The sequence below is a fragment of the Achromobacter sp. MYb9 genome (assembly GCF_002975275.1).
GTDB lineage: Bacteria > Pseudomonadota > Gammaproteobacteria > Burkholderiales > Burkholderiaceae_B > Achromobacter.
This window is the reverse complement of the sequence record NZ_PCOQ01000001.1, coordinates 705936-731883: the sequence shown is the minus strand read 5'-3', so window position 1 is coordinate 731883 and position 25948 is coordinate 705936. Positions and strand designations below refer to the sequence as shown.

General features: G+C 65.0%; 22 protein-coding genes. 12 read left to right on the top strand and 10 right to left on the bottom strand.

The annotated features are described in order from the left end of the window. Both CQ050_RS03345 and CQ050_RS03340 read right to left on the bottom strand, forming a co-directional pair. Positions 1-1545: an indolepyruvate oxidoreductase subunit beta family protein gene (locus CQ050_RS03345; protein ID WP_105555379.1), complete on the bottom strand. Its 1545-nt coding sequence runs from the start codon at positions 1543-1545 to the stop codon at positions 1-3. A 13-nt stretch (positions 1546-1558) separates the two neighbouring features. Continuing rightward, positions 1559-3781, bottom strand: a complete 2223-nt coding sequence (locus CQ050_RS03340) for an indolepyruvate ferredoxin oxidoreductase subunit alpha (RefSeq protein ID WP_105555378.1) — start codon at positions 3779-3781, stop codon at positions 1559-1561. A gap of 368 nt (positions 3782-4149) precedes the next feature. Here CQ050_RS03340 and CQ050_RS03335 point away from each other — a divergent pair, with 368 nt between their 5' ends. The 6 genes from CQ050_RS03335 (at position 4150) to CQ050_RS03310 (ending at position 10364) form a co-directional block, all read left to right on the top strand. Next, positions 4150-4656 carry a MarR family winged helix-turn-helix transcriptional regulator gene (locus CQ050_RS03335; RefSeq protein WP_105555377.1) on the top strand — a complete coding sequence of 169 codons (507 nt, stop codon included), beginning with the start codon at positions 4150-4152 and terminating at the stop codon, positions 4654-4656. Between the two features lie 184 nt (positions 4657-4840). Then, positions 4841-6412 (top strand): ABC transporter substrate-binding protein, encoded by a 1572-nt coding sequence (locus CQ050_RS03330; RefSeq protein ID WP_105555376.1) that lies wholly within the window; start codon positions 4841-4843, stop codon positions 6410-6412. Positions 6413-6480: 68 nt separating this feature from the next. Then, the gene (locus tag CQ050_RS03325; protein WP_105555375.1) at positions 6481-7470 is read left to right on the top strand and encodes an ABC transporter permease; all 990 of its coding nucleotides are present in this window, start codon (positions 6481-6483) and stop codon (positions 7468-7470) included. After that, positions 7470-8384: an ABC transporter permease gene (locus CQ050_RS03320; protein ID WP_105555374.1), complete on the top strand. Its 915-nt coding sequence runs from the start codon at positions 7470-7472 to the stop codon at positions 8382-8384. The genes CQ050_RS03325 and CQ050_RS03320 overlap by 1 nt, the downstream gene beginning before the upstream one ends. Positions 8385-8391: 7 nt before the next feature. Beyond that, positions 8392-9372 carry an ABC transporter ATP-binding protein gene (locus CQ050_RS03315; protein WP_105555373.1) on the top strand — a complete coding sequence of 327 codons (981 nt, stop codon included), beginning with the start codon at positions 8392-8394 and terminating at the stop codon, positions 9370-9372. Continuing rightward, positions 9369-10364: an ABC transporter ATP-binding protein gene (locus CQ050_RS03310; protein ID WP_105555372.1), complete on the top strand. Its 996-nt coding sequence runs from the start codon at positions 9369-9371 to the stop codon at positions 10362-10364. Before CQ050_RS03315 ends, CQ050_RS03310 begins: the two co-directional genes overlap by 4 nt. A 37-nt stretch (positions 10365-10401) precedes the next feature. Here CQ050_RS03310 and CQ050_RS30645 read toward each other — a convergent pair whose 3' ends face one another. Together CQ050_RS30645 and CQ050_RS03295 are read right to left on the bottom strand one after the other, a co-directional pair. Continuing rightward, complete coding sequence (locus tag CQ050_RS30645) at positions 10402-10914, bottom strand: hypothetical protein (RefSeq protein WP_146120996.1); 513 nt, start codon at positions 10912-10914, stop codon at positions 10402-10404. A 124-nt stretch (positions 10915-11038) separates the two neighbouring features. After that, positions 11039-11830: a helix-turn-helix transcriptional regulator gene (locus CQ050_RS03295; RefSeq protein WP_105555369.1), complete on the bottom strand. Its 792-nt coding sequence runs from the start codon at positions 11828-11830 to the stop codon at positions 11039-11041. A 98-nt stretch (positions 11831-11928) separates the two neighbouring features. Between CQ050_RS03295 and CQ050_RS03290 the strand changes: the two genes are divergently transcribed. The 4 genes from CQ050_RS03290 (at position 11929) to CQ050_RS03275 (ending at position 15876) form a co-directional block, all read left to right on the top strand. Next, positions 11929-12852, top strand: a complete 924-nt coding sequence (locus tag CQ050_RS03290) for a DMT family transporter (RefSeq protein WP_105555368.1) — start codon at positions 11929-11931, stop codon at positions 12850-12852. 85 nt (positions 12853-12937) lie between these two features. Next, entirely contained in the window at positions 12938-14611 is a 1674-nt protein-coding gene (ettA, locus tag CQ050_RS03285) for an energy-dependent translational throttle protein EttA (protein WP_105555367.1), read from the top strand. Between the two features lie 316 nt (positions 14612-14927). After that, the gene (locus CQ050_RS03280) at positions 14928-15461 is read left to right on the top strand and encodes an isochorismatase family protein (RefSeq protein WP_105555366.1); all 534 of its coding nucleotides are present in this window, start codon (positions 14928-14930) and stop codon (positions 15459-15461) included. Between the two features lie 190 nt (positions 15462-15651). Beyond that, positions 15652-15876, top strand: coding sequence for a glycine zipper 2TM domain-containing protein (locus CQ050_RS03275; RefSeq protein WP_006226436.1), 225 nt, complete (start codon positions 15652-15654; stop codon positions 15874-15876). 92 nt (positions 15877-15968) lie between these two features. Here CQ050_RS03275 and minE read toward each other — a convergent pair whose 3' ends face one another. The 4 genes from minE to CQ050_RS03255 form a co-directional block, all read right to left on the bottom strand. Further along, the gene (gene minE / locus CQ050_RS03270; protein WP_006226437.1) at positions 15969-16229 is read right to left on the bottom strand and encodes a cell division topological specificity factor MinE; all 261 of its coding nucleotides are present in this window, start codon (positions 16227-16229) and stop codon (positions 15969-15971) included. Between the two features lie 3 nt (positions 16230-16232). Continuing rightward, complete coding sequence (minD, locus tag CQ050_RS03265) at positions 16233-17048, bottom strand: septum site-determining protein MinD (RefSeq protein WP_105555581.1); 816 nt, start codon at positions 17046-17048, stop codon at positions 16233-16235. Between the two features lie 110 nt (positions 17049-17158). Continuing rightward, positions 17159-18055, bottom strand: coding sequence for a septum site-determining protein MinC (gene minC / locus CQ050_RS03260; RefSeq protein WP_105555365.1), 897 nt, complete (start codon positions 18053-18055; stop codon positions 17159-17161). A gap of 160 nt (positions 18056-18215) precedes the next feature. Further along, positions 18216-19985 (bottom strand): glutamine--tRNA ligase/YqeY domain fusion protein, encoded by a 1770-nt coding sequence (locus tag CQ050_RS03255; protein ID WP_105555364.1) that lies wholly within the window; start codon positions 19983-19985, stop codon positions 18216-18218. A 136-nt stretch (positions 19986-20121) separates the two neighbouring features. On the opposite strand from CQ050_RS03255, the gene CQ050_RS03250 reads away from it, so the two are divergent. Together CQ050_RS03250 and CQ050_RS03245 are read left to right on the top strand one after the other, a co-directional pair. Further along, positions 20122-21465, top strand: coding sequence for a cytochrome ubiquinol oxidase subunit I (locus CQ050_RS03250; protein WP_105555363.1), 1344 nt, complete (start codon positions 20122-20124; stop codon positions 21463-21465). Next, positions 21462-22517 carry a cytochrome d ubiquinol oxidase subunit II gene (locus tag CQ050_RS03245; RefSeq protein WP_105555362.1) on the top strand — a complete coding sequence of 352 codons (1056 nt, stop codon included), beginning with the start codon at positions 21462-21464 and terminating at the stop codon, positions 22515-22517. Before CQ050_RS03250 ends, CQ050_RS03245 begins: the two co-directional genes overlap by 4 nt. A gap of 21 nt (positions 22518-22538) precedes the next feature. Here CQ050_RS03245 and recQ read toward each other — a convergent pair whose 3' ends face one another. Both recQ and CQ050_RS03235 read right to left on the bottom strand, forming a co-directional pair. Continuing rightward, positions 22539-24368, bottom strand: a complete 1830-nt coding sequence (gene recQ / locus CQ050_RS03240) for a DNA helicase RecQ (RefSeq protein ID WP_105555361.1) — start codon at positions 24366-24368, stop codon at positions 22539-22541. 93 nt (positions 24369-24461) lie between these two features. Then, complete coding sequence (locus CQ050_RS03235; RefSeq protein WP_105555360.1) at positions 24462-25754, bottom strand: fimbrial protein; 1293 nt, start codon at positions 25752-25754, stop codon at positions 24462-24464. Between the last annotated feature and the right edge of the window lie 194 nt (positions 25755-25948).

Below are 25948 nucleotides of genomic sequence, written 5' to 3'. Positions count from 1 at the left end.
TCAGGCCGCCAGCTTTTCAGCCATCTGGCGTTCCATCGGGGCGCAGCTTTCATTGGCCAGCGCGGTCTCGCGCAGCGTACGCAGCGTCTCGGCCGCATCGGGCCGGCCGACCAACTGCGCCGCCGCCGCGATCAGCTGCCGGTATTTGCCGCCGCCACGCACGTGCGTATCGCTATAGCCCTTGACCAGGCGCCGGCAGTTAACGGTTTCAACGGCCAGCGCATAGTCCTGCGGCACCAGCCGGGCAATCAGGTCCAGCCATTGCTGCAAGCCTTCCGATTCGATCTGATGCCGCAACGTACGGCGGCGAAAGCGGCGCATGCCGGCCAGCGAATACAGCATCAGGAAGCCGCCCAGCGTGCCGCTTTGCATCAAGCGGCCTTTGCCCAGGCGGCGTTCCACAAAGCCGCCGAAGGCCTTGGACCCTTCCAGCCAGCGGCCCATGCGCGTGGGCATCGTGCCGCAGATTTCTTCCAGGCGCGGGTGCATGTAGTCGGTCGTCATGACCAGCTGTTCGGGGCGCGCGCCCACTTCACGGCGGACGCGTTCAAAGCGGGTGCCGCGCGTTTTCAGGTCGGCCACGCGGATCACGTCGTCGTAGGCCATGGCCGTGGCTACGTAGCGCGCGGCGGCACAGGTCAGGGCCCAGCCTTGGGCGTCGCCGCCGTGCTGCGCATCCAGGTCGCGGAGCGCTTTCATGTGGCGCAGGTAGTCGGCGGCGTAGGCGGCGTCCTGGAATTCAAGCTGGCGGCGCACGCCGGCCGTCAGCATGGGCTGCGCACAGGCGGGGAAGTCGCGCTTGATGGTGTCCAGCAGCGCTTGCGTGCGCGGGCTGGCGGCGCGTTCGGGCACGTCGGCCACGGGGCGCGTCAGGTCGATGGCGGCGGGTTGGACGGGCGCGGCATGGGCGGCGTCAAAGCCCAGCGCAAAGGCGCGCAGGCTGGCCTCCACGCCCAGGCCCGCGCGGCGCACGGTGGCCTCGTAGTCTTCGCGCGTGAAGGGCAGGGCGCCGCTGCCGGCCACCGCGCCGAACAGGCTGGCGCTGATGACGCTGCCGGCGCGGTCGGCCAGGTCTTGCAGGTCAAAGCACAGGAAGCGCTTGGCGGCGGCGCGGCCGGCTTCCAGCACTTTGTTGGGGTCGGCAATGCCGTTGCCGGGCGCGGATTTCTCGCTGACGGCGTAGCTGCGGTGCGACGAGGACAACAGCACGGTGCGTTCGGGCGTGACCAGGCCACGCTGGATGGCACGGCCGCCTTCCATCAGTTCGGCGGCCACGACCAGGTCCACGTCGCCGGGGGTGGGCATCAACGCCAGCGCGGGCGGGCGTCCGGCCCGCGCCACGTCTGCTTCGGGCAGCAGTTCCAGGTAGTAGATGGTGGCGCCGGTGCGCTGCGCCACGCCGGGCACCGACGTGGTCTGCGCCCACCAGCCGGCGTGCTCGGCCATGTCGACGATCCAGTCGGCCAGGACGCCGCCGCCCTGGCCGCCCATGGCCAGGATGGCGATCTTGATGGGGTTGCCTTGCTGCATTGCCGGCGGGTTCATGAAAGGCTTGTCCTTACAGGGCGTATTGAGCCAGCCGCGCGGCGCGGCGGCGTTGCAGGAAACCGATGACCGCACCGCGCATGCGCGCCAGGAAGCGGTCGGCGCCGGTGGGGTTGTGCACGATGTCGGCGCGGTAGAAAGACGGGCACAGCACGGCGGCATGCGCCACTTCGCCGCAGTTGCCGCAGCCCACGCAGCTGCTTTCCACGTGCGCCACCGGGTCTTCCTTCAAGGGGTCGCCGCTGTCCTTGATGGACAGCGACGGGCAGCCCGACAGCCGGATACAGGCGTGGTCGCCGGTGCACACGTCGGGGTCCACGCCAAAGCGTTCCTTGACCACGCGGCGGCCTTCCTTGACGGCCTTGTTGAACAGCGGCTTGATGCGGCGCTGCTTGTTCAACATGCATTCGGACTGCGCGATGATGACTTTCGGACCCTTGATGTCGGTGGTCAGCGCTTCTTCGATGGTGGCGCGCACCTTGGCCACGTCGTAGGTGCGGTCCAGCGTGCGCACCCACTTCACGCCCACGCCGCGCACGGCGTGATCGATGGGGTTGTTGGTGGACCGGTCGGGGTTGTCGGCGCGTGACGACAAAATGTCCTGCCCGCCGGTGGCCGACGCATAGAAGTTGTCGACGATGACGATGACGCCGTCGTACTTGTTGAATACCGCGTTGCCGATGCCGGACGACAAACCGTTATGCCAGAAGCCGCCGTCGCCCATGATGGAAATGGGGCGCTTGGCGGCGGGCACGTTGAAGGCCGCCGCGCTGGACGCGCCCAGCCCGTAGCCCATGGTCGTGGCGCCAAGATTGAAGGGCGGCAGGATGGAAAACAGGTGGCAGCCGATATCACAGGAGATATGGTGCTGGCCCAGTTTTTCCTGCGCCAGCGTCAGCGCGGAAAAGATGGGACGTTCGGGGCAGCCCGTACAGAAGCCGGCGGGCCGTGGGGGCACCACCGACGCCAGGCCCTCTACCTGCTTGTGGAAGGTGATGGGCTGTTCGACGGGTTTGGCGGGCTTGGGGCGCGAGACCTCGGTGATTTCCAGTTGGCGCGCGCCGGCTTCGGCGTCTGCCGCCACTGCGGGGTGCGTCTGTAGCGATTCGGGGCGATGGCGCTTCAGGAATTCGCGCACGCCGTCACGCATCACCTGCGTGGTGTATTCGCCCGCCATCGGCAGCACGTCCTTGCCGGACAGATGCGTGTCGATGCCGGCTTTGCGCAGCACGGCGTGCAGGTTCTGTTCGATGTAGTCGGGCTGGCCTTCTTCCAGCAGCAGCACCGCGCGCTTGCCACGGCAGAACTCGGTGACCTCGTCTTCGATGACGGGGTAGGTCACGTTCATGACGTACAGCGGAATGCGGCTGTTGCCGAAGTTGTCGGCCAGGCCCAACAGTTGCAGTGAACGGATCACGCCGTTGTACAGGCCGCCTTGCAGGATCAGGCCGATGTCGTTCTGGTCGCCGTCGAAGTGCTCGTTCAGCTTGTGTTCTTTGATGTAGCGGATGGCGGCGGGCCAGCGGTCCTTGATCTTCTCCTGCTCGTGCAGGAACGACGCGGGCGGCAGCACGATGCGGCTGGTGTCGCGCGCCGGGCTTTCCAGCGCCTGGGCCAGCGAGAACGCGGGCCGCTTGTTTTCCTTGGCGATGAAGCGGCCATGCACGTGGCAACCGCGAATGCGCAGTTGCAGCATCACCGGCGTCTTGCTGGCTTCCGACAATTCAAAGCCGTCTTCCACGGCCTTGACCATGCTTTCCAGGTTGGGGCGCGGGTCCAGCAGCCAGATCTGCGACTTCATGGCGAACGCGTGCGAACGTTCCTGCATGATGGACGAGCCTTCGCCGTAGTCTTCGCCCACGATGACCAGCGCGCCGCCCGTCACGCCGCCGGAGGCCAGGTTGGCCAGCGCGTCCGAAGCAACGTTGGTGCCCACCGTGGACTTCCACGTGACCGCGCCGCGTATCGGGTACATGACGGATGCCGCCAAGGTGGCGGCGGCGGTGGCTTCCGAGGCGCTGGCCTCGAAATGCACGCCCAGTTCCTGGAGGATGTCGTTGGCATCGGCCAGCACATCCATCAAATGCGAAATGGGCGACCCCTGGTAACCCGCCACGTAGCCTACGCCCGATTGCAGCAACGCTTTGGTGACGGCAAGAATGCCCTCGCCGCGAAACTCTTCGCCGGCGCCGATGCGCAACTGCTGGACTTCTTTCTTGAAAGACCTTTCAGCCATCTCGAACTCCTGGTTGGGCCGGATGACCGGTCCTCAAGCCTTGCTGCCGTGCAGCATCGTCGTGCCACGAAATTGTCGCCTGAAAAATACTTTAGGAGTCAACGTTTTAGCTGTCAACAAAAAAGATGAAATTTCATGGAAATCAAAAAATATCACGCTAAAACAAGGGTGTATATACTGGTTGTTCTCTAGCTCCATGGTGGCATTTCAGCGCCGTCATGGTGCAAAAACGGGTTGCGATTCCGGGTATACCCTGTGCTGCGCAACAGCATTGCGGCACATCATGGCGCGTCGTTGCGCCGTCGTGGTGCAATGCGCTTTTCGGCCGTCGGCCAAACATGAATTCCGGTGCGTGGGAGCAAAGCAACATGCGGTTGGACAAGCAGCGGGAAACGCTTCTGACAGGTCGGGGCGCGGCGGGGCCGCGTTTCGTCGATGGCTACCTGGCTTATCTGCTGGCGCAGGCCAGCCAGCGCATTTCGGCCGAATTCCATTTGCAAGTGAAGGCCGCCGGCCTGTCGGTGACCGAATGGCGCGTGCTGGCCAGCCTTGAAGGCAGCCCCGGCGAAACCATCGGCACGCTGGCGGTGCTGGCCATCACCAAGCAGCCAACGTTGAGCAAGGTGGTGCAGCGCATGGAGGCCGAAGGGCTGGTGGCGCGCACCGGCGTGCGGGCGGATCGCCGTCAGACGCGGGTCTGCATCACGACCAAAGGCACGCACCTGATCGCCGGCTTGTGCGTACAGGCGTTGCAGCACCAGAAAGCGGTGCTGGCGCCCTTCGGCGAAGAGCGGGCGGCGGCGCTGATCGAGATGCTGGGCGTACTGATGACCGAACACGTGCCGCTGGAACTGCCGATCGACGTGGACGAGTAAGTCCGTTGCGCGCGCGCACTCGAACACTGTTCGCTTCAATTATTTTGTTACAAGCATATGTGTCCCTCATTGTTCCTCCTCTATAAAAACCGTCTCCGGTACGCATAAACCCTGAATTGACTGGGGTCATACGCGTAGGCACACTCGGCGCCGGTATTCAGACTAATGTCAGGAGTTAACCCCTATGCGCCGCACTTTGATTGCTATCGCGATCGCCGCCGCCGTGGCCGTGCCCTCGATCGGGCAGGCCAAGACTTTCCGTTGGGCCGCCCAGGGCGACATCCTTACTTTCGATCCGCATTCGCAGAACGAAGGCATGACGATCGCCGCCAACAGCTATATCTACGAACCGCTGGTGGACTACGACAAGACGTTCAAGGTGGTGCCGCGCCTGGCGACGGAATGGGAACAACTGTCGCCCACGCTGTACCGCTTCAAGCTGCGCCCGGGGGTGAAATTCCATGACGGCGCCGCCTTCACGGCGGACGACGCGGTCTTCTCGATCCACCGCGCCATGGCGCCCACGTCGAATTACAAGGCCTACACGACGGGCATCAAGGAAGCGCGCAAGGTCGACGACCTGACGATCGAGATCGAAACGTCGGCGCCCAACCCCGTGCTGCTGCGCCAACTGACCAACGTGTTCATCATGAACAAGGCGTGGTCCGAAAAGAACAACATCGCCAAGCCGCAGGACTACGTCAACAAAGAAGAGACCTACGGCGCGCGCAACACCAACGGCACCGGCCCCTACAAGCTGAAGACGCGCGAAGTGGACGTGCGCACCGTCTTTGAAGAAAACAAGGACTGGTGGAACAAGGCCGGCAAGGTCGGCAACGTGACCGAAGTGGTGTTCACGCCGATCAAGCAGAACGCCACGCGCACCGCCGCGTTGCTGTCCGGCGAAATCGACTTCGTCCTGGACCCCGCCGCGCAGGATCTGGAGCGTCTGCGCCAGGCGCAGAAGGTGGTCGAAGGCAACGAATACCGCACCATCTACCTGGGCCTGGACCAGAAGCGTCCGGAATTGCAGTACTCGAACATCAAGGGCAAGAACCCGTTCCAGGACATCCGCGTGCGTGAAGCGCTGTACCGCGCCATCGATGTGGACGCCATCAAGCGCGCCGTGATGCGCGGGCTGTCAGCGCCCACCGGCACGATGATCGCGCCGCAGGTGCATGGCTGGGCGGAATCGGTGCACAAGCGCGTGCCCTATGACCCCGAAAAGTCGCGCGCGCTGTTAAAGGAAGCCGGCTACGACGGCACCCTGAACTTCACGCTGGACTGCCCGAACAACCGCTACATCAACGACGAAGCCATCTGTCAGGCCGTGGTCGGCATGTGGGCCAAGGTGGGCGTGAAGGCCACGATGAACGCGATGCCGCGTTCCACGTACTTCCCCAAGGTGCAGTCGTTCGACACCAGCGCCTACCTGTTCGGCTGGGGCGTGCCCACGTTCGACGCCATGTACTCGTTGCAGAACCTGATCCGCACCAAGGGCGAAGGCGCGGACGGCATGTACAACCTGGGCGGCTACAGCAACAAGGAACTTGACGTCATCATCGATCGCATCAAGACCGAGACCGATCCCGCCAAGCGCGACGCCGACATCATCACCGTGCTGCAAGGGCACGCCAAGGACTTCGGGCATATCCCGCTGCATGACCAGGTCATCCCCTGGGCGATGCGCAAGAACGTCACGGTCATCCACCGTGCCGACAATCGCCTTGTTGCCGATTGGGTCAAGGTTGACTGATCCCGGCTAACCAGACGGCGTGGAGCCTACCCGGCTCCCGCCGTTTTGCTTTTGGTTGTTCCCCGCCTATGTTTGCTTTCATACTGCGTCGCCTGTTGCAGGCCGTAGCGGTGATGCTCACCGTCGCGCTACTGGCCTTTGTGCTTTTTCAATACGTCGGCGACCCTGTCACCATCATGCTGGGGCAGGACGCCACCGATGCCGAGCGCATCGAATTGCGTGAACGGCTGGGCCTGAACGAGCCCGCCATTGTTCAATTCGGCCATTTCGTGGCCAACGCCGCGCAGGGCAATTTCGGCATTTCCCTGCGCCAAAGCGAACCCGTCTCGACCTTGCTGAAGTCCCGCCTGCCGGCCACGCTGGAGCTTTCCATGGTGGCGGCCTTGCTGGCGTTGGTCGTCGGCGTGCCGCTGGGCGTGTATACGGCGCTCAAGCGCAATAGCCTGGTGTCACAGATGTTGCTGGCGGGCTCCTTGCTGGGCGTGTCGCTGCCCACGTTCCTGATCGGCATCCTGTTGATCCTGGTGTTTTCGGTGCAGCTGGGCTGGCTGCCCAGTTACGGGCGCGGCGATACCGTCAGCGTAGGTTGGTGGACGTCCGGCCTGTTCACCGCCACGGGCTGGAAGCACCTGATCCTGCCGTCCATCACCTTGTCGCTCTTCCAGATGACGCTGGTGCTGCGTCTGGTGCGATCCGAAATGCTGGAAGTGCTGCGCTCGGACTACATCAAGTTCGCGCGTGCGCGCGGCCTGAAGCGCCGCGCCATCCACTTTGGCCATGCGCTGAAGAACACGATGGTGCCGGTCATCACGATCACCGGTTTGCAGCTGGGCGGCATCATTGCCTTCGCCATCGTCACCGAGACCGTGTTCCAGTGGCCGGGCATGGGCCTGCTGTTCATCCAGGCGGTCCAATTCGCCGACGTGCCGGTGATGGCCGCGTACCTGTGCCTGATCGCGCTGGTGTTCGTGGTGATCAACCTGGTGGTCGATCTTCTGTATTTCGTCGTGGACCCGCGCTTGCGTTCGGGACTGACCCGCGGCGTGGGGGCTCACTGATGCGCGCCATACTCAAACGCTGGTGGGATAGCGACCTTGCCTGGGCCTGGCGCCGGGCGCCCGTGGCCATCGTGGCGACCGTGATGCTGGCGACGCTGCTGATCGGCTCGTTCGGGGCCGGCTGGGTCGCGCCGCACAACCCGTTCGACCTGACGACGGTGGAATTGCTGGACGCCTTGCTGCCGCCCGCCTGGGAGGCCAACGGGCAACAGACCTATCTGCTGGGCACCGACAGCCAGGGCCGGGACTTGTATTCGGCCATCCTGTACGGCACCCGCGTGTCGCTGCTGATCGGTCTGGCGTCGGTGGTGCTGTCCATGTTGATCGGCATCGTGCTGGGGCTGATTTCCGGTTACGCGGGCGGGCGCATCGATGCGTTCATCATGCGGGTCGCGGATGTGCAGCTGTCGTTTCCCGCCATCCTGATCGCGTTGCTGATCGACGGCGTGGCGCGCGCCGCGGTCCCGCGCGAGATGCACGAGCTGATCGCGTTCCCGGTGCTGATCGGCGCCATCGCGCTGGCCGGCTGGCCGCAGTATGCGCGCACGGTGCGCGGGTCGACGCTGGTGGAGAAGAACCGCGAGTACGTGCAGGCCGCCCGCGTGATCGGCGTGGCGTCTCCCGTGATCATGTTCCGCCATGTGCTGCCCAACGTGTTGGGGCCGGTGCTGGTGTTGGCCACGGTGCATTTGGCCACCGCGATCATTACCGAGGCGACGCTGTCGTTCCTGGGTGTGGGGGTGCCGCCGACGGCGCCGTCGCTGGGCACGCTGATCCGTATCGGCAACGATTTCCTGTTTTCCGGCGAATGGTGGATCACCATTTTCCCGGGCGCGGCGCTGGTGCTGCTGGTGCTGTCGGTCAACCTTCTGGGTGACTGGCTGCGCGATGCGCTCAACCCGCGGCTGAATTGAGGCAACCATGAGCGCACTTCTAGAAGTCCGCAATCTGCGCGTGGAGTTTCCCACGCGCCGCGGCACGCTACGCGCCCTGGACGATGTGTCCTTTTCCATCCAGGCGGGCGAAGTCCTGGGCGTGGTGGGGGAATCGGGCGCCGGTAAATCGCTGACCGGCGCATCCATCATCGGCTTGCTGGAACCGCCCGGGCGCATTGCCGCGGGCGAGATCCTGCTGGCCGGCCGCCGCATCGACAACCTGCCCGACGAGCAGATGCGCCGTGTGCGCGGCCGCGAGATCGGCGCGGTGTTCCAGGACCCGCTGACCTCCTTGAATCCGCTGTACACGGTGGGGCGGCAGTTGGCCGAAACCATCGTCACCCATCTGGACATGACGTGGTCGCAGGCGCGCAACCGCGCCGTCGAGCTGCTGGCGTCCACGGGCATTCCGGCGGCGCGCGAGCGTATCGACCACTATCCGCACCAGTTCTCGGGTGGCATGCGGCAGCGCGTGGTGATCGCGCTGGCGCTGGCGGCCGAGCCTAAACTGGTGGTGGCCGATGAGCCGACCACCGCGCTGGACGTGTCCATCCAGGCGCAGATCATCGAACTGCTTAAACGCCTGTGCCGCGAGCACGGCACGGCGGTGATGCTGATCACGCACGATATGGGCGTGATTGCCGAAACCGCCGACCGCGTGGCGGTGATGTACGCGGGTCGCGTGGCCGAGATCGGTCCGGTGGCGGACGTGATCCACAAGCCGCGCCATCCCTACACGTCCGGGCTGATGGGGTCGATTCCGTCGCTGGACGGGCATACCGAACGGCTGGTGCAGATCGACGGCAGCATGCCTCGGCTAAATGCCATTCCGCCGGGCTGTGCGTTCAACCCGCGTTGCGGCCAGCGCTTGCCGCGCTGCGCGACCGAGCGCCCCGAACTGATGCCGGCGGGCACGTCCCGCGCGGCCTGTTGGTTGCATGACGATAAAACGATGGTGGCCGCATGAGCACGCCCTTGGTGGAAGTTAAAGACGCGGCGCGCTGGTTCGATGTGTCGCCGCCCTGGCTGGAACGCAAGCTGGCCGGCAAGCCGCGCGTGATGCTGCGCGCGGTGGACGGCGTGTCGTTTGACATCGCGCGCGGCGAAACGCTGGCGCTGGTGGGCGAATCGGGCTGTGGAAAATCCACAGTCGCGCGCATGCTGGTAGGCCTGTACGGGCTGACGCGCGGCGATATCCGTTTCGATGGCCAGCCGCTGTCGCGGATGTCTGAGAAAGGCGGGCGCAACTTGCGCAAGCGCTTGCAGATGATCTTCCAGGATCCTTATGCCAGCTTGAATCCGCGCTGGCGCGTGGGCCGCATCATTGCCGAGCCGATGCTGACGCATACGCAGATGACGCCGGACGAGCGCGTGGCGCGGGTCAGCGAATTGCTCAAGCAGGTGGGCCTGGATCCGGCGGATCAGGGGCGCTATCCGCATCAGTTTTCGGGCGGCCAGCGTCAACGCATTTCGATCGCAAGGGCGTTGGCGGTGAATCCGGAATTCCTGGTTTGCGATGAGCCGACGTCGGCGTTGGACGTGTCGGTGCAGGCGCAGGTGCTGAACCTGATGAAGGATCTGCAGCGCAAGCTTGGGCTGACGTATTTGTTCATTTCCCACAATCTGGCGGTGGTGCATCACGTGGCCGACCGGGTGGGGGTGATGTATCTGGGGCGCATGGTGGAAGTGGCGCCGCGGGACGAGTTGTTCGCGCGGCCGCGGCATCCTTATACGCGGATGCTGCTGGAGGCAATTCCGGATATCAACGGGGCGGGCAAGCCGCGCACCGCGGTCGCCGGGGAAGTGCCGAATCCATTGAATCCGCCATCAGGGTGCACGTTCCATCCCCGTTGCCCGCATGCGAATGAGCGGTGCCGGGCCGAGGCGCCGTTGGCCCGGTTGACGGGGGGGGCCGTGGTGGCTTGCCATGCGGTGGAGGAGGGGCGGATCTCGGGTTGATCCGTCGGTACTTTAGGCGTCAGGGGCGGTATTCAAATCAATGACGCGGCTCTTCCACGCGCTCGTACGGCGTGTCGTCGTCTTCGTCATCTTCGTCGTCTTCCTCTTCGTCCTCGACCGGGTCCGGTTGCGGTTCTTCCGTCAGGGCGAAGGGCAGGACGTCTTCCAGGTTGTCGGACCAGGCGGATTCTTCGCCGTCGTGGTCCAGCTTGATGAAGCGTTCGCCCTCATTCATGGAAATCTGGACGGCCCAGAGATACAGGCAATCGTAGGTGTCGTCGTCGGCATGGGGCAGGCCGCCGCGGTTGCCCAGGATGCGGGCGCCGGGGCCGCCGAGCTGCACGTGGGTCTGGTCTTCTTCGACTTTGGCGTTCTCGTCCATCGGGACACCGTAGGTGACCCATTCGGTGCCTTCATCGCCCAGGATCACTTCGGCCAGCACGGCCTTGCCCAGATAGGCGCTGAGCGCGTCGGCGGTCTTGGCCAGCATGTCCAGCTCGGATGCGCTGAAGTGGGTCACGGAGGGGGGAGGGGTAGCAGAGGCGGACATGAAGGAGATTCCTGGGCGCGATGAAGCCGCGACGGCACGGCAAGATACATAAGGTCAGGCGTTATTGTCGCGCGATCGGCGTTGCCGTGCATCGGACGCTTGGATGACGACGGTGGCTGCCCGGTTAGACGGGGGGCGGGGCGCTCCGTTTGCGGGCGCTGTCCGGGGATTCGCCGGTCAGGCGCTGGAACATCGCGATGAAGGCGGACGGCGTGCTGTATCCCAGGTCGCGCGCCACGGCTTGCACCGGGCGGCCTGCGCCCAGCATGCCCAGCGCCGAGACCACGCGCAGACGCTGGCGCCATTCGTTGAAAGACATGCCCAGGTGCTGCTGGCAATGGCGTAGCAGCGTGCGCTCGGTGATGCCGGCGCTGGCGGCCCAGTGCGAGGCGCCACGCTTGTCGCCCGGACTGCGCTGCAGGGCGGACAGAATGGGTGCAAGCACCGGATTGGTGCTTGAGGGCAGGTAGCTGGCGTAGGCGCGCGCCTGGCGGAGCTGGTCGATGACCACCTGCGCCAGGCGCCGGTCTTCCGGCGTCGCCGGATAGCGGATGTCGCGCCGTTCGAAGTCGGCCAGGATGGCGCGCGTGACGGCGCTGATTTCCAGTGTGCAGGGCGTATCGGGCAGGCCGGCGCAGGCTTCGGCGGGGATGTCGATGCAGGCGTAATGCACTTCGCCTTCGTTCTGGCAGCAGTGCTCTACCTGCGGCGGTATCCAGATGGCGTACTGCGGGGGCGACAGGTAGGTGACGCCGTTGATCCCGATTTCCATGATGCCCGACAGCGCGAAATTCATTTCGGCCCACGGTGATCGATGGCGCTGCATGCTGGAATGCGGCGTGAAGTGCAAGATGCGGCATGCCAGCGGATACGGCAAGTGGCCGGCCAGGATGGGCGCGGTATCGGCAAGTTCCATGTCGGAAGTTCGTGCGGATTTGTCTGATATTCATTATATACGTCGTATCGGACAGGGCCTACACTGGCCGCCTGTTTCTTAGCTTGCAAGACTCGTCCATGACGCGCGACACCCCCCACATTCCCGCCCGCTATCTGCTGTTCCCGTTGCTGGCGGCCTTGATCTGGTCGGTCAACATGATCGTGACCAAGATGGCCGCTGGCGTGATTTCGCCGGCCGTCATCGGCTTCTACCGCTGGGCGATCGCCGGCGCGGTGCTGACGCCTTTTGCCTTGCCGGGAGTGTGGGCGCAGCGCCGCCTGATCGTGCCGTACCTGCCCAAGTTCGCGGTGCTGGGCGGACTCGGAATGGCGCTGTACCAGGGGCTGGCCTATGTGGCGGCGTCCAGCACCACGGCGACCAACATGGGCATCATCACGGCCATGATTCCGCTGCTGACCATCGCGGTGGGGACAGTGGTGCTGCGTCAGCGCCCCACGTTGATGGCGATGGTGGGCGGCCTGGTGTCGCTGGCGGGGCTGGCGCTGCTGATTGGCGAAGGCGACCCGGCCCGCCTGCTCTCGGTGGGCGCGAATCCGGGCGACCTGCTGATGGGACTGGCTGCGCTGGCCTATGCGCTGTACGGCGTCCTGTTGCGCCGTTGGGGCCTGCCGGTGGGGCCGTGGCAGTCGCTCTATGTGCAGGTGGCGTTCGGCGTGCTGTTCCAGTTGCCGGCCTTCCTGATGGCCGCGCCGTCGCCGCTGAATGCCGATAACGTGCCGCTGGTGCTGTATGCCGCGATCTTCCCGTCCCTGTTTGCGCCTTTCCTGTGGATGCAGGGCGTGAAACACCTGGGCCCCAACCGCGCCAGTATCTTCCTGAACCTGATGCCGGTGGGCACCGTGGCGATCGCCTCCGTATTCCTGGACGAACAGCCTCACGTCTTTCATATCGTGGGCGGCGCGATGGCGTTGGCCGGCGTGATGCTGGCGCAAATGCGGACCCCGCGCCTGGGGCTGCGCCCGGGCAAAGCGGCGGGTTGAGGGTTGCGTGGCCGCCTGACGCACGCCTGTCAGGGTTCCGGCCTACAATCGATGGTTCATCAGCTTTCTTTCCCTATACGAGCCCATGGCCCAATACGTCTACACCATGAACCGCGTCGGCAAGATCGTGCCGCCCAAGCGGCAGATCCTGCGTGACATCTCGCTTTCGTTTTTTCCTGGCGCCAAGATCGGCGTGCTGGGCCTGAACGGCTCGGGCAAGTCGACGCTGCTGAAGATCATGGCGGGCGTCGATAAAGAGATCGAAGGCGAAGCCATTCCCATGCCGGGCCTGAATATCGGCTACCTGCCGCAGGAACCGCAACTGAATCCCGAGCACACGGTGCGCCAGTCGGTTGAAGAAGGCCTGGGCGCCGTCGTCACCGCCAAGAAGCGCCTGGACGAGGTCTACGCCGCGTACGCCGAACCGGACGCCGACTTCGATGCGCTGGCGGCCGAGCAGGCCGAACTTGAAGCCGTCATCGCCGCCGCTGCCTCCAGCGGTTCGGACGATATCGAACACCAGATGGAAATCGCCGCCGACGCGCTGCGCCTGCCGCCCTGGGACGCCATCGTCGGCAACTTGTCCGGCGGTGAAAAGCGTCGCGTGGCCCTGTGCCGCCTGCTGCTGTCCAAGCCCGACATGCTGCTGCTGGACGAGCCCACCAACCACTTGGACGCCGAAAGCGTGGAGTGGCTTGAGCAATTCCTGCACAAGTTCCCCGGCACCGTCGTCGCCGTGACCCACGATCGCTACTTCCTGGACAACGCCGCCGAATGGATCCTGGAACTGGACCGCGGCTATGGCATTCCCTGGAAGGGCAACTACAGCTCGTGGCTGGAACAAAAGGAAGACCGCCTGAAGCAGGAAGAGTCCTCGGAATCCGCCCGCCAGAAGACCATCAAGAAGGAACTGGAGTGGGTGCGCCAGAACCCGAAGGGCCGCCAGGCCAAGGCCAAGGCGCGTCTGGCCCGCTTCGAAGAGCTGTCGTCCTACGAATACCAGAAGCGCAACGAAACCCAGGAAATCTTCATTCCCGTGGGTGAGCGCCTGGGCAACGAGGCCATTGAGTTCAACAATGTCAGCAAGGCCTACGGCGATCGCCTGCTGATCGATAACCTCAGCTTCAAGGTGCCGCCGGGCGCCATCGTCGGCATCATCGGCCCCAACGGCGCCGGTAAGTCGACGCTGTTCCGCATGATCGCGGGCCGCGAGCAACCGGATTCGGGCGAAGTCAACATCGGCCAGACCGTGAAGCTGGCCTACGTCGACCAGTCGCGCGATGCGCTGGAAGACAAGAAGACGGTGTTCGATGCGGTGGCCGACGGCGCCGACATCCTCACGGTGGGCAAGTTCGAAATGTCGTCGCGTGCCTATCTGGGCCGCTTCAACTTCAAGGGTGGCGATCAGAACAAGGTCGTGGGCCAGTTGTCCGGCGGCGAACGCGGCCGCCTGCACATGGCCAAGACGCTGATCGCCGGCGGCAACGTGCTGCTGCTTGACGAACCGTCCAACGACCTCGACGTGGAAACCCTGCGCGCGCTGGAAGATGCCCTGCTGGAGTTCCCCGGCAGCGTCATGGTCATCAGCCACGATCGCTGGTTCCTGGATCGCATCGCAACCCACATCCTGGCATTCGAAGGCGATTCGCAAGCCGTGTTCTTTGACGGCAACTACCAAGAGTACGAAGCCGACAAGAAGCGTCGCCTGGGTGAAGAGGGCGCCAAGCCCAAGCGCCTGCGCTACAAGGCGTTGAAGTAAGCCTTGGTCCGCCAAGCAGCCTGAGAAAAAATCCCGGCCGATGCGTCGGGATTTTTTTGGGCAGCGATCGTAGGATGGGTGAAGCGCGAGAACGACCTCACAACAACGCAATCGCCAAGCGCGCGCAACCCATCAAGCAGCGGCTGCGTTATAGCCGAAGCCGATTAGCTCTCCTGTGCCGCTTGGTGGGTTGCGCGCATTCGGCATTTGTTCATCGATGTGAAGGGCCTCGCGCTCCACCCATCCTACGCCCCCTCTCCCAACATCGAGAACCTTCGAACGGGGTATCCTAAGCACTCAACTGGAGCCCACGACCATGCTGCTGCAAGCTTCCGATTCCACCTTGCTTATCGTCGACATGCAGGGCCGGCTGATGCCAGTCATCCACGACGGCGACGCCGTGCTGCACTCGGCGCACAAGCTTGCGCAGGCCGCGCGCCTGCTGGACGTGCCGGTGATCGCCACCGAGCATCACAGCAAGATGCTGGGCGTCACGGTGGACCCGCTGCGCGAGATCGTGCAGGCCACGTTTCAGAAGATGCACTTCTCTTCGGCGCGCGAGCAAGGTTTCGAAGCGTGGCTGCCGGCGGCGCGCAAGACGATCCTGGTGGCGGGCTGCGAGGCGCATATCTGCGTGCTGCAAACCGTGATCGGTCTGGCTGACATGGGCTATAGGGCCGTGCTGGTGTCGGACGCGGCAGGGTCGCGCAAGCCTGCCGACCATCACGCGGCGCTGCGCCGCGCACGCGCGCATGGCGCCGATATCGTCACGTCAGAAATGGCGATTTTTGAGTGGATGGAGACGTGCGAGCATCCGCGCTTCCGCGACGTGTTACGTCTGGTCAAATAGCCGGAGCGGGCTGCAACACTGCCCCTGGGGCGTGCAAAGATTCACTCGCCGTTTGACACAATTCCTGGGCAAACCTCACACCGCCCGGGCCGTTATTTTGAGATCCTGAAACTTCTAAACCCATAAGGGGACCGCGCGCTCGCGTCAGGTCCATGGTGCGGCCCCGGGGTACAAGAATAGGAGTCTCATCATGAAAATCGCATCTCTTTCCAAAATCTGTGTCGCACTGGCAATGACTGCCACCATGGCGGGCTGTTCGTCGTGGGACGGCATGAGCCATCGTCAGAAGAGCACGGTTGGCGGCGCCGCATTGGGCGGTGTCGCAGGCGCCGTGATCACCAATGGCGGCGTCCTCGGGACGGTGGGCGGAGCGGCGATCGGTGGCGTGATCGGCGATCAGGTCGGCAAACACTAAGCCCCTGCGCCCAAAGCAAAACGCCTGGCATCGCCAGGCGTTTTTTTTACTGCGAAGCATGCGCGCCGGATGGTCAGGCGCGCATTGCCGCATCAGGGCGCTTCGTTTTGCGGCATCTCGATCTTCACTTCCAACACCTCCAGCGTGTCCTGGCGTTCCAGGTGCACCTTGATGTCTTCAGGATTGATCTTCACGTATTTTGAAATCACGGCGATAAGCTCCTGCTGCAGCTGCGGCAGGTAATCGGGCGAGTCGCCGCGGCCCCGCTCGTGGGCCAGGATGATCTGCAACCTTTCCTTGGCGACGGAGGCGGAAGATTTCTTTTGACCAAGCAGAAACGACAGGAAGGACATTGCTTACTTGCCTCCGAACAGACGTTTCAGAAGACCGGGCTTTTCGTAGTCGGTAAAGCGCAGGGCCTTGTCTTCGCCAAGATAACGGGCCACGACGTCCTTGTAGGCCTCGGAGACGTCGGTTTCTTTCAGGTGAATGGCCGGCAGGCCCTGGTTCGACGCTTGCAGCACCGCTTCCGATTCGGGGATGACGCCGATCAGCTTGATGCGCAGGATGTCTTCGATGTCGCCCAGCGACAGCATTTCGCCGTCGACGACGCGCTTCGGGTTGTAGCGCGTGAGCAGCAGGAATTCCTTGACCGGCTCGCCGCCGTCCACTGCGCGCTTGGACTTGGCTGCCAGGATGCCCAGGATGCGGTCGGAGTCGCGCACCGACGAGACTTCCGGGTTGGTCACGACCAGCGCGTCGTCGGCGAAGTAGGCGGCCATCAGCGCGCCCGTCTCGATGCCGGCGGGCGAATCGCAGACGATGTACTCGAAGCCCATTTCCTTCAGGTCATTGATGACCTTCTCCACGCCTTCCTGCGTCAGCGCGTCTTTGTCGCGCGTTTGCGAGGCGGGCAGGATGAACAGGTTTTCAAGCTGCTTGTCCTTGATCAGCGCCTGGTTGAGGGTGGCTTCGCCCTGGATCACATTGACGAAGTCGTACACCACGCGACGCTCGCAGCCCATGATGAGGTCGAGATTGCGCAGGCCGACATCGAAGTCGATGACAGCGGTCTTGTGGCCCCGCATCGCGAGGCCCGCGGAAAAACTGGCGCTCGTCGTGGTTTTACCCACGCCGCCTTTGCCGGAAGTCACCACAACAATGCGTGTCATGACGATCAAACCCTTATGTTCGAATAAATCGCGTTATCGTAAAGCAAAAAGCCCATGTAAGGCTTCTTACAGAATGTGTTGAGACGTTCGCTTCGCGGCGCAAAAACCATTCAGGCTTTCAGCGCTTCGATGCGTAACGTATCGCCGTCCAGGCGGATCAACGCCGGTTGGTTTTGCAGCGTCCGGTCCAGCTTGTCTTCCACCACGCGGTACACGCCGGCCACGGCAAGCAGCTCCGCATCCAGATGCGTCGTGAAGATGCGCGCCGACGTGTCGCCGCGTGCGCCGGCCATGGCTTTGCCGCGCAAGGGGCCGTAGACGTGCACGTTGCCATCGGCGATGACTTCCGCGCCCTGGCTGACCATGCCGATCACGACCAGGTCCGTGTGCCGCGCATAGACGCGTTGGCCCGAGCGCAGCGGCTTGGTAATGACCAGGGCCGACGACGAATGCGGCGCGGCTTGCGTGGGGGCGGGCGCCGATGTGGTGCTGCTGGCTTCGCGCGCCGGCATGGGGTCGCCGGAGGTGGCCGCGGCGGGTTTGTCCGTGGCGTCGGCCGCTTCCGCAGCGGGCGCATCGGTGGCGGACGTGTCCGTCGGCGCGGGCGCGGTCTCGACGGCGGCGGCCGGCACCGAGGGCACGGGCGTGGACACGTCGTTAGGCGGCGCGGTGTCCACCATGGGGGCGGGACGGGCGGCAGGGGTGGACAGTTCCACCGGCGTCAGGCCGGCCTCGCGCGCGGCTTTCAGGTTGGCGCCTTCGGCCACGACGCCGATCGGGGGCAGGTTATGGCTGCGCAGCGCGGCCACCAGGGCCTTCCAATCGATCTTCTCGTCGACGCGGCTGGCGTCGATGACGACGGGTTCGTTCTCGAAGAAGCTGCCGGCGTCGGCCATGCGCTTGGCCAGCGCGGCAACGAGGCGTTCGGGGTCTGCGCTGTGCAGAACCACCCGGATGGCATACAGGGTGGCGCTTTTGAAGTCCAGGGCTAGGGATTCAGTATTCATCTTGATGGTGGCTGGCGGTCCGGGCGCCAGGAAACGGCGCGCACGACCGGCTGCGGGATGTCGGGGATGATAACCCGCCGGGCGGCGGGGTGCGCAGTTGAGAAGACGAAAGAAAAAGGCGCCCGAAGGCGCCTTTTCCCGTGATATGCGCGCGGGCGGGTCAGCCTTGCGCCCACGAATCGCGCAGCGTCACGATGCGGTTGAGCACCGGCGCGGCTTCGGAGGATTCCTTCAGGTCGGCCGTGAAGTAGCCCAGGCGTTCGAACTGCCAGGTGGCGCCCGGCGTGGCAACGGTGCCGGGTTCCAGCCAGGCCGTGACGGTCTGCTTGGAGTTCGGGTTCAGGCAGGCCAGGAAGTCCTTGTCGCCGCCATCGGGGCGGGCGTCGGCGAACAGGCGGTCGTACAGGTGGATCTGCGCGGACACCGCATGGGCCGCGCTGACCCAGGTGATGTTGCCCTTGACCTTGACGCTGTCGGCGCCCGGCGTGCCGCTACGGGTCTCCGGCAGGTACTCGGCCTGCACTTCAACGACGTCGCCGGCTTCGTTCTTGGTGAAGCCGGTGCAACGCACGACGTAGCCGTACTTCAGGCGCACGGTGTTGCCGGGGAACAGGCGGAAGTACTTCTTCGGCGCTTCTTCGCGGAAGTCGTCGCGTTCGATCCAGAGCTCGCGCGACAGCGGGAACTCGCGCAAGCCGGCTTCCGGATCGTGCGGGTTGCGGGGCGCGGTGCAGATTTCGGTCTGGCCTTCCGGGTAGTTCGTGATGACCAGCTTGATCGGGTCCAGCACGGCCACCGAGCGCGCGGCGATGGGGTCGAGGTCGTCGCGCACGGCTTGCTCAAGCAGGCTGTAGTCGATGCGCGAATCGGACTTGGATACCGCCGTGCGATCGCAGAACAGGCGGATCGAGGCCGGCGTGTAGCCGCGGCGGCGCAGGCCGAAGAGGGTCGGCATGCGGGGGTCGTCCCAGCCGTCCACGTGGCCTTCGCGCACCAGTTGCAGCAGCTTGCGCTTGCTGGTGACGACGTAGCTCAGGTTCAGGCGGGCGAATTCATATTGGTGCGGCAACGGCTGGGCCAGCTTGCCCAGTTCGGCCAGGCGCGCCAGGATCCAGTCGTAGAACGGGCGCTGGTCTTCGAATTCCAGCGTGCAGACACTGTGCGTGATGCCTTCCAGCGCGTCTTCCACCGGGTGGGCCCAGCTGTACATCGGGTAGATGCACCATTGGTTGCCCGTGCGGTGGTGGGTGGCATGGCGCACGCGATACATCACCGGGTCGCGCAGGTTGATGTTGGGCGACGCCATGTTGATCTTGGCGCGCAGCACCAGGCTGCCGTCGGGATGCTTGCCGTCGCGCATTTCGCGCAGCAGCGTGACGGACTCGGCGGCCGGGCGGTTGCGCCAGGGCGAGTCGATGCCGGGTTCGGTCAGCGTGCCGCGGTTGGCGCGGATGGCTTCGGGGCTTTGCTCGTCGACGTAGGCGTGGCCGGCTTCGACCAGCGCCTCGGCGAATTCGTACATGTAGCCGAAGTAGTCACTGGCGAAGTACAGGTTTTCCTGGCCGTTGTCGGCCTTCCAGTCAAAGCCCAGCCAGCGAACGGCCTCGATGATGGCGTCGACGTATTCCTGGTCTTCCTTTTCGGGATTGGTGTCGTCGAAGCGCAGGTGGCAGACGCCGCCGAAATCGCGCGCCAGGCCGAAGTTCACGCAGATGCTCTTGGCGTGGCCGATGTGCAGGTAGCCATTCGGCTCCGGCGGGAAGCGCGTGCGGATGCGGGCCGGATCCGGGGCCCCCTGTTGCTGCACGGCGGCCGGGCCAGGCTTGCCCGCCCAACGTTTGCCCTGGAAGCGATTGGCTTCGAGGTCGTCCTGGACGATGTTGAGCAGGAAATTGGATGCAGCTGGGGTCGGCGTCGTGGCGGAGGTCATTCTTGAAAGAATAGGAAAAAGCGGCGACAAAGCGTCAATTTTGCCACGTTCCGCGCGAGGGGCCTTTTTGAACCCTGTGCAACCGGTTTCAAACTGTCCCCACAGTCATGTAACTGGCTCTACACTACGGGCCATCATGGATATATCCACCCTTTCCCTGGCCCGTGCGCAGTTCGTGGCCAGCCTGAGCTTTCTGGCGCTATTCCTGGCGGTTTCGCTGGCGCTTGCCTGGGTCCTGCTGTTTTTCAAAGTGCGCGCCCGCTGGTCTGGCCGGGGCGGCTGGACCGCCGCTTACCGCTTCTGGGTACGCATATTCGCGCTGGCCTTCGTGCTGACGCTTGCCGCCAGCGTGCCCGTGCTGATCCAGATCGGCGGCCTGTGGGCCGGCCTGATGGACAAGATCGGCAATGTCGCCGGCCCCTTGTTGGGCTACGGCATCCTGTCCGTCTTCATACTGAAGTCGTGCTTCCTGGGCGTCATGTTGTTCGGCCAGCGCCGGGTGTCCGATGGCGCGCATACGCTGGCGGTGCTGATGGTGGCCGTGGGCCAGCTGGTGGCGGTGTTCTGGGTGCTGGCCTTGCAGTCCTGGATGCAGACGCCAGACGGCGCCATCCTGGTCGATGGCCGCTACCAGGTCTACGACTGGGCGGCCGTGGTGCTGAATCCCTCGGTCGGCTGGCGCATGGCCGTCGTGGTCGTGGGCGCGGCGTTGGCCGCCTCGTTCCTGATGATGGGTGTCTCCGCTTTGCAGGCGCTGCGCCGGCCGCTGGGCGATGGTGAACGCAACACGTTCAAGACCGGGCTGGTGATCGCAGTGGTCGCGGCCTTCCTGCAGGTGCCGGTGGCCACGGGCGCCGGCCAGATGGTGGCCAAGCTGCAGCCCGCCAAGGCGGCTGCCGCCGCCGGCTTCTGGGAAAGCGGCGCCGAGCCCCAACTGGTGATTTTCGGATGGCCGGACGCGCGCACGCATGCCAACCTGTCGGACGTGACCCTCCGCAACGCTGGCGGCATGTGGCTGCACCGCAATGCGGACGGCACCTATCAAGGCCTGGACAAGTATTCCGGCATGTTGCCGCCGGTCGCGCTGACCTTCTGGTCGCTGCGGGTGGCGGTGGGCCTGGGCTTGCTGATGCTCGCCGTGGCCTGCGTGACGTTCCTGTGGACGTTCCGCCGCGGGCTGGACCCGTCCACGTTGCCGGTCTGGTGGCAGCGCGTGCTGTGCGGCATGATGTTCTCGGGCGGCATCGCGGTGGTGGCCGGCTGGTGGGTGTCCATCATTGGCATGCAGCCCTTTGCCGTCAATGGCACCATCACGCAATCTGAAGTGTTGGGCCAGACGGCCTCCAGCACCGTCCTCTACGGGCTGGTGGGCTATGGCCTGCTCTATGCCTTGCTGCTGGCCGCGTTCGCCGCCATGCTGTTCCACGCGGCACGCTACGGCGTCGTGCCCGTGCGCAAACTGGGCGGAGGCTCGCCATGATCGCCATGCTGGCCGCTTCGCAGGGCCTCAGCCCTGAAGACCCCTCCTTCTGGATGCCGCTTGCCTTCATGGGGCTGCTGTTCGTGGTGATTGCCGCGGGCATGGTTCTGGACGGCTTCGATCTGGGCGTGGGCATCCTGCTGCAATTGGCGCCCGAACATGAGCGCGGCCGCATGATGTCGCTCTTGAGCCCCTGGCGCGACGCCAACGAATTCTGGCTGCTGTTGGGCATGGGCTTGTTCGCGTCGGCGTTCCCGTTCGCATGGGGGGCGGTGCTGGGCAAACTCTATGGCCCGCTTACCTGCATGGTGCTGGGGGTGATGCTGCGCAGCGTGTCGTTCGAATTCCGCATCCGTGCGCGCAACGAGATGAAGCCGCGCTGGATATTCGGCTTCTGGGCGGGCTCGATCATCACGGCCTTCGGCCAGGGCATGCTACTGGGCCGGATCGCCACGGGCTATCAGTCCGACGCCGGCTACGGCTGGTTCGCGATGTTCGTGGGCCTGTGCGCCGTGGCGGCTTACGTGCTGCTGGGCGCCTCCTGGCTGGTCATGCGGGTGGATGGCGATCTGCAGCGCCGCGCCGCCGCGTGGGCGCGCCACGCCATCCGCTGGACGGCCGTGGGCATGGTCGCCATCGCGGTGACGCTGGGGCTGGCCAACGCGGGCATCTTCTATAAATGGAGCAACATTGCGCACCTGAGCCTGGCCGCCACGGTATGGGTACTGATGCTGGCGGCGTATGTGGCGGCCGAGATGCTGCTGGCTCGCTTGCCCGGCCGTGCCGACCGTTTCAGCTGGTTGCCGTTTGTGCTCTGCGTCGCGTTGTTCCTGCTGATGCTGAGCGGCTTGGCGTACAGCCTGTTCCCCTACCTCATCCTGGACGACATGACCTTGTGGGACGGCGCGGGCGCGCTGGGTTCGATGCGCCTGGTCATGGCCGGCGCGGTCGTGGGGATCCCGGTGGTGCTGGTGTTCAACATCCTGGCGTACCGGTCGGTCTTTGGAAAAGAGCGCGCGCCGGTGCCGCTCTTGCCGCCGCCGTCGTATTGACGGCGGCAACGGGCCGCGGCACTACAGCACCGGCTTGGCCACGCGCTGCAGGATCTCTTCGCCGTAGGCTTCGAGCTTGCGCGCGCCCACGCCGCTGATGTGGCTGAGCGCATCCATGGAGTCGGGTTGCGCCAGGGCGATTTCTCGCAGCGTGGCGTCATGGAAGATGACATAGGCCGGCACGCCGTGGCTTTTTGCCACTTCGCCGCGCCAGGCGCGCAGCGCCTCGAAAACGGGTTGCAGTTCGGCCGGCAGGTCGATCGTGGCGGCCTTGGGACGGCCGCTGCTGGTTTTGCCCGACCGGGTCTTCTTTTCGGATTCGCGCCGCAGCATCAACTGGCGTTCGCCCTTGAGCACCGCCCGGCTGCCTTCGGTCAGGGCCAGCGTGCCGAACCCTTCGTTGTCCACCGTCAGCAGACCCTGCGCCAGCAGCTGGCGCAGCACGCCGCGCCACGCCGTATCGCTCAGGTCTTCGCCCACGCCGAACACGCTTAGCGTTTCGTGGCCATGCTGCTTGGTGCGGTCGGTGACCTTGCCGCGCAGGATGTCGATGATGTGGCCCGCGCCGTAACGCTGGCCCCGTTCTTTCCACAGGCGATACACGGCCGACAGCACTTTCTGCGCTGCGACCGTGCCGTCCCAGGCTTGCGGCGGTTCCAGGCACACGTCGCAATTGCCGCAGGCCGTGATCTGCTGGCCGAAATACGCCAGCAACCGCACGCGGCGGCATTCCACGGTTTCGCATAGCCCCAGCATGGCGTCCAGCTGCTGCCCAAGACGGCGGCGGTAGGATTCGTCGCCGGGCGATTCGTCGATCATGCGGCGCTGTTGCACCACGTCTTGCAGGCCATAGGCCAGCCAGGCGGTGGCGGGCAGGCCATCGCGGCCGGCGCGGCCGGTTTCCTGGTAGTAGCCTTCAACGGATTTGGGCAGGTCGATGTGAGCCACGAAGCGCACATCAGGTTTGTCGATGCCCATGCCGAAGGCGATGGTGGCCACCATGACCACGCCGTCTTCCCGCAAGAAACGGGACTGGTTGGCGGCGCGCACCTGCGGGCTGAGCCCGGCGTGGTACGGCATGGCGTCGATGCCCTGGTTGCACAGGAATTCGGCGGTTTCCTCCACGCGCGCCCGCGACAGGCCATACACCACGCCGGACTCGCCGTCGTGTTCCGTGCGGATCATGTCCAGCAACTGCTTGCGCACCTCGTTCTTTTCGACGATGCGGTAGCGGATGTTGGGGCGGTCGAAGCTGGAAACGAAATGGCGGGCGTCGTCCAGCGACAGGCGCTGGGCGATTTCGGTGCGCGTGTCGGCGGTGGCCGTAGCCGTCAGCGCGATGCGCGGCACGTCAGGCCAACGTTCGTGCAGCATCGACAGGCCCAGGTATTCCGGCCGGAAGTCGTGCCCCCATTGGGACACGCAATGCGCCTCGTCGATGGCGAACAGCGCGATGCGGCCGCGTTCCAGCAGTTGCAGGCAGCGGTCGGTCAGAAGCCGTTCAGGGGCGACATACAGCAAGTCCAGTTCGCCGGCCAGGAACGCCTGTTCGACGTCGCGGGCCACGCGCCATTCCTGCGTGGAGTTCAGGAAGGCCGCGCGCACGCCCAGTTCGGTCAGGGCGTCGACCTGATCCTGCATCAGCGCGATCAGGGGCGACACGACGATGCCGGTGCCTTCACGGACCAGCGAGGGAATCTGGTAACAGAGCGATTTCCCGCCGCCGGTGGGCATCAGGACCAGCGCGTCGCCGCCGTCGATCACTTGTTCGACAATGGCTTGCTGGTCGCCGCGGAAGGATTCGTAACCGAAAACGCGCTGCAATACGCCGAGGGCGCGCGCGTCAGACATGGGGGTAGGCCGGGAGCATCATGGCAGGGATTTTAAGCCGCAATTTCGGACCGCCCCCTTTAAGGGGATATTTCCGTCCGTCCGGCGGGCCGGCTACCAACTGAACCAGGTGCCACGCATGAAGGTGTCCACCGGCATGCTCAGGTTCGCGCGCCATTCGTAGTTGCCTGAAATGATGTCGCGGTCGGCCCCCACTGCCAGCTTCACTTTAGGGGCGACGAACATGCTGTGCGTCAGCCCCACGCGCTGCTCGGCCAGCGTCGACCCTTCATGCAGCCCGGAATACGTGCCGCTGAGCGTGCCCCAGCCCGTGATGGGCACGCCCGCCGTGAAGGTATTGCGCGACTGCGGGGACGACGCCACGCCGCCGGAATAGTTGGACAGGTCGCCGAATCCGGCCCCGGTCTGTTCGTTCGTGTAGCCCAGGTTGACGGCATCGGCCACGTCCACGCTATAGCCGAAGCGGTAGCGCCAGGCGTTGGCAGCGTCGAACGAGCTTTGCGTGGCGCCGGCCTGGAAGGTGCCGTATTCGCCTGCGGCGTAGGTGGTGCCCATGCCGCGGGTCGTCAGCGACGGCGCGCTTTGCATCTGGCCTTCCAGCGTCAGGGCGGGCGTCAGCCCATAGCGCACACTGCCGCTGCCAACCGACGCGCCATAGTCCACGGCGCCCGAACTGGCGGTGGGGTCCATGCGGTTCAGTTTTCCCAGCGACGAGGAATAGCCGAAGCTGCCCTCGGGCACGGTCGCGGAAGCGCCGGCCCAGTTTGCGATTTGCAAGCCGCCCACCGGCGCGCTGCTGCCCCAGGCGGGGGCATTGGCGTTGATATTGCCCACGGTGACGGACGGCCCGGCGGTGTTGCGGTACACCCAATTGCGGTCGCCGCCGTAACGCAGGCCGTCCTGGCCGCTGACCGAGGCGAACCACGGACGGCTGGGACGTGAAACGCCCGAGATCACCACGACCGGCACACGGGGCAGATCCCCGTCTTCCAGCCCGAAGGCGTAGTCGGGCGTGGTTTCCTCGGCCGGGGCGGCGGCCTGTTCGCAGCCCAGGGGCGACGCGTCGACCGCGCCCGACAGCGAGGCGCCGATCCCGGGAATCAGTTCGTCATCGTTGTCGCCTCCACCCTGCACGCTGGTGTCCATGGCCGGCTCCGCCACTTGCAGGTCGCACGGGGACGGATCCAGCGGCACCGCGCGGGCTTCCATCGAAGGCGCAGGCCGCACGGGGATGGGCTGAACCGGGGACAGAACCCCGATGCCGCGCGCCATGCGTACCGGCGCCCTCTGCGAGGGCGGCGATGCAAAATCAGGGGACGCAATGGGAGTGTCGCCAAACGCGGAAGCCAACGGGCAGGATAAACCTGCGGCCAGCGCCGCGTGCAACAGCCGTCTGCGCCAGAGGGAAGGGGCAACCATACGGACCAGTGTAGAGAGGGGATGCCGCCGTAGCTGTAAACGATTTTTAGGAAACCGGACGAGCGGCAAGGCCAGTGCGCCTATTTTAGGGCCACTCCATGACGCCTCGCGTGTTTCCGACAACGCGCCGGCAAACACGGCGTACATCGTGCAACAGGTGT